Source organism: Intrasporangium sp. (genome assembly GCF_040414665.1).
GTDB lineage: Bacteria > Actinomycetota > Actinomycetes > Actinomycetales > Dermatophilaceae > Intrasporangium.
In genome coordinates this window covers 1-6,318 of record NZ_JBEDUL010000049.1, presented here as the reverse complement: position 1 = coordinate 6,318, position 6,318 = coordinate 1, and the positions used below count along the sequence as shown (strand labels likewise).

Annotated in this window: 8 protein-coding genes; 5 read left to right on the top strand and 3 right to left on the bottom strand. The window is 71.5% G+C overall.

The window, feature by feature from the left end; genetic code table 11:
* Positions 1-925 (bottom strand): CDP-diacylglycerol--serine O-phosphatidyltransferase (gene pssA, locus ABF401_RS05310; protein WP_353508494.1); only part of this gene is annotated, 925 nt, incomplete at its 3' end.
* Entirely contained in the window at positions 922-1,611 is a 690-nt protein-coding gene (locus ABF401_RS05305) for a phosphatidylserine decarboxylase (protein ID WP_353508493.1), read from the bottom strand. The genes pssA and ABF401_RS05305, both read right to left, overlap by 4 nt.
* Before the next feature lie 84 nt (positions 1,612-1,695).
* Between ABF401_RS05305 and ABF401_RS05300 the strand changes: the two genes are divergently transcribed.
* The 4 genes from ABF401_RS05300 to ABF401_RS05285 all read left to right on the top strand — a co-directional run bounded on the left by ABF401_RS05300 (position 1,696) and on the right by ABF401_RS05285 (position 4,877).
* Positions 1,696-2,436 (top strand): ABC transporter ATP-binding protein, encoded by a 741-nt coding sequence (locus ABF401_RS05300; protein WP_353508492.1) that lies wholly within the window; start codon positions 1,696-1,698, stop codon positions 2,434-2,436.
* Positions 2,433-3,275: an ABC transporter permease gene (locus tag ABF401_RS05295; protein WP_353508491.1), complete on the top strand. Its 843-nt coding sequence runs from the start codon at positions 2,433-2,435 to the stop codon at positions 3,273-3,275. The genes ABF401_RS05300 and ABF401_RS05295 overlap by 4 nt, the downstream gene beginning before the upstream one ends.
* 87 nt (positions 3,276-3,362) lie before the next feature.
* Positions 3,363-3,845 carry a DUF2231 domain-containing protein gene (locus tag ABF401_RS05290; protein ID WP_353508490.1) on the top strand — a complete coding sequence of 161 codons (483 nt, stop codon included), beginning with the start codon at positions 3,363-3,365 and terminating at the stop codon, positions 3,843-3,845.
* 102 nt (positions 3,846-3,947) lie between these two features.
* Positions 3,948-4,877 carry a COX15/CtaA family protein gene (locus ABF401_RS05285; protein ID WP_353508489.1) on the top strand — a complete coding sequence of 310 codons (930 nt, stop codon included), beginning with the start codon at positions 3,948-3,950 and terminating at the stop codon, positions 4,875-4,877.
* A gap of 94 nt (positions 4,878-4,971) precedes the next feature.
* Here the strand turns inward: ABF401_RS05285 and ABF401_RS05280 are convergent, their stop codons facing one another.
* On the bottom strand, positions 4,972-5,328 hold the full coding sequence (locus tag ABF401_RS05280; RefSeq protein ID WP_353508488.1) for a hypothetical protein: 357 nt from the start codon (positions 5,326-5,328) through the stop codon (positions 4,972-4,974).
* Positions 5,329-5,597: 269 nt separating this feature from the next.
* On the opposite strand from ABF401_RS05280, the gene ABF401_RS05275 reads away from it, so the two are divergent.
* Positions 5,598-6,318, top strand: a 721-nt coding sequence (locus ABF401_RS05275) for a GNAT family N-acetyltransferase (RefSeq protein WP_353508487.1), incomplete at its 3' end; no start/stop codon positions are given.

The following is a 6,318-nucleotide window of genomic DNA, read 5'->3' as shown; positions in this document are numbered from 1 at the left end:
CGTTCTCGACCACGACGATCGCCTGGTCGCCATCGACGCCCGGGTCCGCCTCGATCGGCATGATGACCGACGGCAGGCGTGTCCGGGGCGGAGCGACGGCATCGGGACCCAGCCAGCGCCGACGGAGAGGAGCGGTGAGCCAGCCGAGGGGCGCGGTGAGGACGTAGCCGTAGGCGACGGCGATGCCGGTCGCTCCGGGGGCGAGGACGAGGCCGAGGACGACGACCGCGACGAAGCCGACGGTGAGGGGCAGGTGCTGGGTCGAGATGAGCGCGCGGAAGGACCGGAACCGGAAGGAGGTCGCCATCAACGCCGCCGGCACGACGCCGGCCGCGATGGGCAGCAGCGGACCCTCGAGCGGCTCGTCGATGGCGAACACCGTGGCGATGACAACGCCTGCCGCCCCCGGACTCGGCAGCCCGATGAAGTAGCGCTTGTCGGCGAGCGGGTCGATCGTCACATTGAATCGCGCGAGGCGGTACGCGGCACAGGCCAGCCAGAACATCGCGCCGGCCCACGCCCACTGTGGATACGACGGCAACGCCCAGGTGTAGACGAGGACGGCGGGCGCGATGCCGAAGGAGATGAGGTCCGCGAGCGAGTCGAACTGGAGCCCGAAGGGGGTGATCGCACCCACCGCACGGGCCACCGCGCCGTCGAAGATGTCGAGCAGGATGGAGGCGGCGATGAGGACGGCCGCGACGCGGAACCTGCCCTGGAAGGCCATGAGCACGGAGGAGAAGCCGCAGAGCATGTTGCCGAGGGTGAAGAGGCTCGGCAGCATGACCTTGGCCCGGACACGAGGGTTGAGCCGGCTGAGGGGGACGACGCGCGCACCGGTCTGGGACACGAGCCGCCAGCCCCGAACCACGCGTCGCCGCGCTCGTCCGGTCCGCGGCCGGGAGGGGTCACCCGGCTGGCTCACGCCGTCGCCTCCTCTGCGGGGGTCGCGGGGAACCGGCCGAGCACCGTCTCACCGGCCACGGCCCGGCGTCCCTTCGCGACCTCGAGGGTGACGTGCGACGGCAGGAAGATGTCCATCCGCGAACCGAACTTCATCAGGCCGATGCGCTCGCCGGTTGCGACGTCGTCGCCGGGGCGGATCCGGGTGACGATGCGCCGGGCCAGCTGGCCGACCAGCTGCCGGTAGACGACCCGCCGGGTCTCCCCCGCCACGACCCGCTCGACGACGATGTCAGTGCGCTCGTTCTGCGTCGCGCTCGCGGCCCGATAAGCCGCGAGGAACCGGCCGGGCACGTGGCTGACGCTGACGACGCGGCCCCCGTAGGGCGACCGGTTGATGTGCACGTCGAGCAGCGACAGGAAGATGCTGACCTGCTGCCACTCCCCCGCAGGCTGCCCCTCTGGGGCGATGCCCTCCTGGGCCGGTCCGGCGTGGACGACGAGCCCGTCCGCCGGGGCCACGACGAGGTCCACGTCGGTGATCGGCGCCCGGTCGGGCGTGCGGTCGGGGTCGCGGAAGAACAGGGTGACTCCCGCCGTCAGCAGGCCGAGGGCGAACGTCGTGCGAGGCCGGCGGGCCATCGCGGCGAGGAGGGTGGGTGCGGCCGCCATCGCGGTGAACGGCTTGGCGGCGGGGTCGATCTTCACGAGGGAGCATCTCCAGGCAGGTCGGCAGCACGTGCTCGGGGCCGCGATCGGGCGCGGCCCCACCCGAGCCTAGACTCATCGACCATGACGGAGGCCGCGCGCCGGGCACCAGCCGAGACATCGGCTGTCACCATCTCGGACCTGCACCGCAGCTTTGGCTCCGTCCGGGCGCTCGACGGGCTCTCCTGGCGTGCTCCCGACGGTCGGATCACGGCCGTGCTCGGCCCCAACGGCGCCGGCAAGACGACCGCGATCGAGTGCGCCGTGGGCCTGGGGCGCGCGGACCGAGGCGAGGTCCGGGTGGCGGGCGCGGACCCCGCCGCTGCAGATGCCGACCACCGGGCCCGCGTGGGGGTCATGCTGCAGTCCGGGGGGCTGCCGGGGGGCAGCAAGCCGATGCGCTTGCTCGAACACCTCAGCCGCTTCTACTCCGCCCCGGCCGATGTCGCGGCCACCGCCCGCCGGCTTGGGGTGTCCGACTTCGCCGGCACGACGATCCGGCGCCTGTCCGGGGGCCAGAAGCAGCGGCTCGCTCTCGCCGCCGCGCTCCTCGGCCGTCCGGAGGTGCTCTTCCTCGACGAGCCCGCAGCCGGTCTCGATCCGCATGGACGCCTGGAGGTGTGGGACATCATCCGAGCGCTGCGTGACGAGGGGACGACCGTCGTCGTCACGACCCACTCGTTCGAGGAGGCCGAGCGGCTCGCCGACCACCTCGTCATCATGAACGCGGGACGAACTGTGGCCGAGGGCACCATCGCCGAGGTGACCCGTGGGCGGCCGCTCGAGGCGGTCTACTTCGAGCTCACCACGAGGGGCCAATCATGAGCGCGCTCCGCACCGGCAGAGCTGCCGGAAGCAACGGGGGCAAGGGCACCGGGCCGCCCACGGGGCACCTGGTGTCCGGCCCGGGGCCGACGACAGGCCTCGCGGCACCTGCCCGCCAACGAATCCTCGCCCAAGCGCGCTTCGAGGTCGGCACGCTGCTGCGCAACGGCGAGCAGCTGCTCGTCTCGATCATCCTGCCCGCCCTCGTCCTCGTGGGCCTCAGCGCGACGACCTCACCCTCCCTTGGCCCGGGCAACCGGATCGACGTCGCCGTCCCCGGCGTGCTCGCCCTCGCGATCATCTCGTCCGCGTTCACCTCCCAGGCCATCGCGACCGGGTTCGACCGTCGCTACGACGTCCTCCGCTACCTCGGGGTGACGCCCCTCGGCAAGGCTGGGCTCGTCGCGGCCAAGGTTCTGGCGACGCTCGCCGTCCTGACGATCCAGGTCGCCGTCCTCAGCAGCCTCGGCCTTGCCCTCGGCTGGCACCCGGACGCGACCGGAGTGCCGCCCGCCGTCCTGTTCATCGTCCTCGGCACGTGGGCCTTCGTCGCCCTGGCGCTCCTCATCGGCGGCACCCTGCGGGCCGAGGCCGTGCTGGCCCTCGCCAACCTCCTCTGGGTGCTCTTCCTCGCTGTCGGCGGGGTCGTGGTGCCCCGCTCGCAGCTGCCGGACGCCGTGGCGGGGTTCGTCGGGCTGCTCCCCTCGGCCGCCCTCGGGGACGGGCTCCGGTCCGCCCTCGTCGACGGGACGCTCAACCTTCCTGCCCTGCTCGTCATCCTCGCGTGGGCGGGCGCCACGACCCTCCTCGCGGCGCGGCTGTTCCGGTTCGACGACTGACTGCGTCAGACTGGGCCGCACCGCCGGCCCGCGCCGGCGGTGCGGCATACACAGCGGCACGAGCGGCACGAGCCGCATGGAGGGGCAGTGTTCGACTACATCTTCGGGCTCCCGATGCACGTCCTCGTCGTCCACGCCGTCGTCGTCCTCGTCCCGCTCGCCGCCGTCGTGGCCCTCGCCTTCGCGGTGCTGCCCCGATGGCGTGCGATGCTGCGTTGGCCGACCGCGATCGGCGCCGTCCTCAGCGCCGCAGCTGCGTGGGTGGCCGCGCAGAGCGGTGAGGCCCTCCTCGTCCGGGTGTCCCAGGTACGCAGCGCGACGACCGACTTCGACCTCGTCCGGACCCACACCGATGCCGGCTACCGCGTCCGCCTCGTCGCAACGGTCTTCATGGTCGTCGCGCTCGCTGCGTCGTGGCTGCTCACGCCGACCGTGCGCGACGCCGTGGGCGGCCGCCCGTTCCAGATCGTGGTGGCCGTGCTCCTCGTGGCCGCCGCGCTCGCACTCATCGTGACCGTCGTGCTCGCGGGCCACGCGGGCAGCGCCGCGGTGTGGTCTGGCCTCGGCTGACCCCACCGATCGAGTGAACAAGATCTGTGGGACCCCGCCCGGCGGCATACCCCAAAGCTGTCCACTCGATCAGCAGCGAGGCCCGGCGGCTACGCTCTGTGCGTGACCCTGCCCGACTCCGCGTGGAAGACCTCAGTCACCCCCACCTCTCCGCTGCGTCGATGGGTGCGGCCGATCCTCGTGGCGAACCTCGTCGCGGAGGTCGGCATCGTGGTCACGGGCGGGATCGTCCGCCTGACCGGAAGCGGTCTGGGCTGCTCGACCTGGCCGGAGTGCCAGCCGGGCTCCTTCACCCCGATCCGCACGGCGGAGAGTCAGTACCACGACCTCATCGAGTTCGGGAACCGCACGCTGACCGGCGTGCTCGGCGTCCTCGCGCTCGTGTCCGTGTGGGTGGTCCTTCGGTTGTGGCCCCAACGGCGCAGGATGCACCTTGTCGCCTACGGCGTGCTGGCGGGCGTCGTCGCCCAAGCAGTCGTCGGAGGGATCACGGTGCGGACCGGGCTCAACCCGTGGACCGTCATGTTCCACTTCCTCATGTCGATGGTCCTCGTCGCCCTCTCCACTGCGCTCGTGCGGGGAGCCGCGGACGAGGAGTCCGGTCCGGGCGAGCTGACGGTGCATCCGCTGACCCGCCGTCTCGCCTGGGCGACGGCCGGCGTCGGCGCAGTGGTCCTCACGCTCGGCGTCGTCGTCACCGGTTCGGGTCCGCACTCGGGCGATGCCGACACGCCGGCGCGAACCGGCTTCGACCCGCGCTTCGTGTCGTGGATGCACGCGGATGCCGTCATGCTCTTCGTCGGCCTCGTCATCGCGACGCTCGTGGCGGTGCGGCTCACGGCCAGGGACGATGCCCCGAAGCGCGCTTGGTACGCCGTGCTCTACGTGACGATCGCGCAGGGCTTCATCGGCTACGTGCAGTACTTCACCGGACTGCCGGAGGTCCTCGTCCTTCTCCACATGCTCGGAGCGAGCCTGCTTGCGGTCGCCTTGACGTGGGGCGTCCTGGAGACTCGTCGCCTGCCTGTCTAGAAGGCAGGACGCCGCCGGCGATCCTTGAGTCCGCCACGTCAAGCAGGACTCGGCTGCCCTGGAACCCCAGCCGGCTCCAGGGCAGAGCCCGGGCCTACTTGATCCGAGTCAGCCCAGGTTCGTAGATCAGCTCGACCCTGTCGCCGGTACTGGTCTGGGTGAACCGGACATCGGTGCGGGCCTTCTTACCGCTGCCATCGGATTTGACCTGCGCAGTCCAGCCGGCCTCGACATCCAGGGAGCTGAACCGGGTCGTGCCCTCCAGGACACACACGGTCCCGGCCAGCAGCGGCTGACCGTCAGCCGTGAAGGCATACGGCACCTGAATGGTGTCGGTCCCCGTGGGGCAGCTGAATCCCTCGGTCGCGCTCGCCACGCCGGCCGGCACGAGAACGGTTCCGAGAACCACTGCGGCCAGCGCGCTTCCGACGCCGTACCTGATGACCTTCATCATGTTCTCCTCACTCCCCAGGTTGCGTGCGGGCGATCGACCGAGGCGATCCGGCAGCCCGTCGATATTTCCGACTGGTTCCGCTGCATCGCGGGTTCAATCCATGCCCGCACAGAAGTGGATGAACATTAAATCGAACCGCACACCCCGGCAACCTGAGATGTCGATGTGCCTCGGCCCCGTCGCCGCGGCTCATCAGTCCACGCCGACCGCCAGGACCCAGTACGGGCTTCACCATCCGGCCCCACAGGGATCGCTAGGTTGGGGTCGTGGATCGTGGTGAGCAGCCGACGCTGCAGGAGGGTGATCTCCTGCTCCGGCCCTGGGCGACGGGTGTCGTGGATCAGTCCGTGCAGGTGCAGGACGAGACGGCGCAGTGGTTCGACCTGCCGTCGGACCCGCCCGGCGCGCCCCGTCACACCGGGTGGGTCGCCGACCCGCGCGAGCAGTGGGACTCGGGCTCGCCGGCCACGTTCCTCGTCGAGTGGCAGGGCATGCCCGCTGGGTCGGTCGACGTCACACGCCTCGCGGACGGTGTCGGCTCCCTCTCCTGGGTGGTCTACGCCCCGTTCCGAGGGCGCGGCCTGGCCAGCCGGGCCGTGCGGCTGCTCGTCGAGTTCGCCTTCGCAGAGCTGGGCCTGCGCCGGGTCGAGGCCCACGTCGACCCGCTGAACCGGCCGTCCCTCCGGATCGCCCTCCGCGCCGGCCTCCGGCGGGAGGGTCTGCTGCGCGGCAACGCCCAGCTCGGCGGCCAACCACACGACACCGTCGTGTTCGGCCGGCTCAAGGACGACCCGGCTCCCAGCACTCGAGAAGGCTTCACCGCGATGCTCGACTCGGCACTGCCGGTCAAGCGGGCCATCGCGCAGGGCGTCCTGCGCAACGAACGCGGCGAGGTGCTCCTCTGCGAGCTGGCCTACAAGCGCGAGTGGGACCTGCCCGGTGGCGTCGTCGACCCGAACGAGTCACCCGCCGACTGCGTCGCCCGGG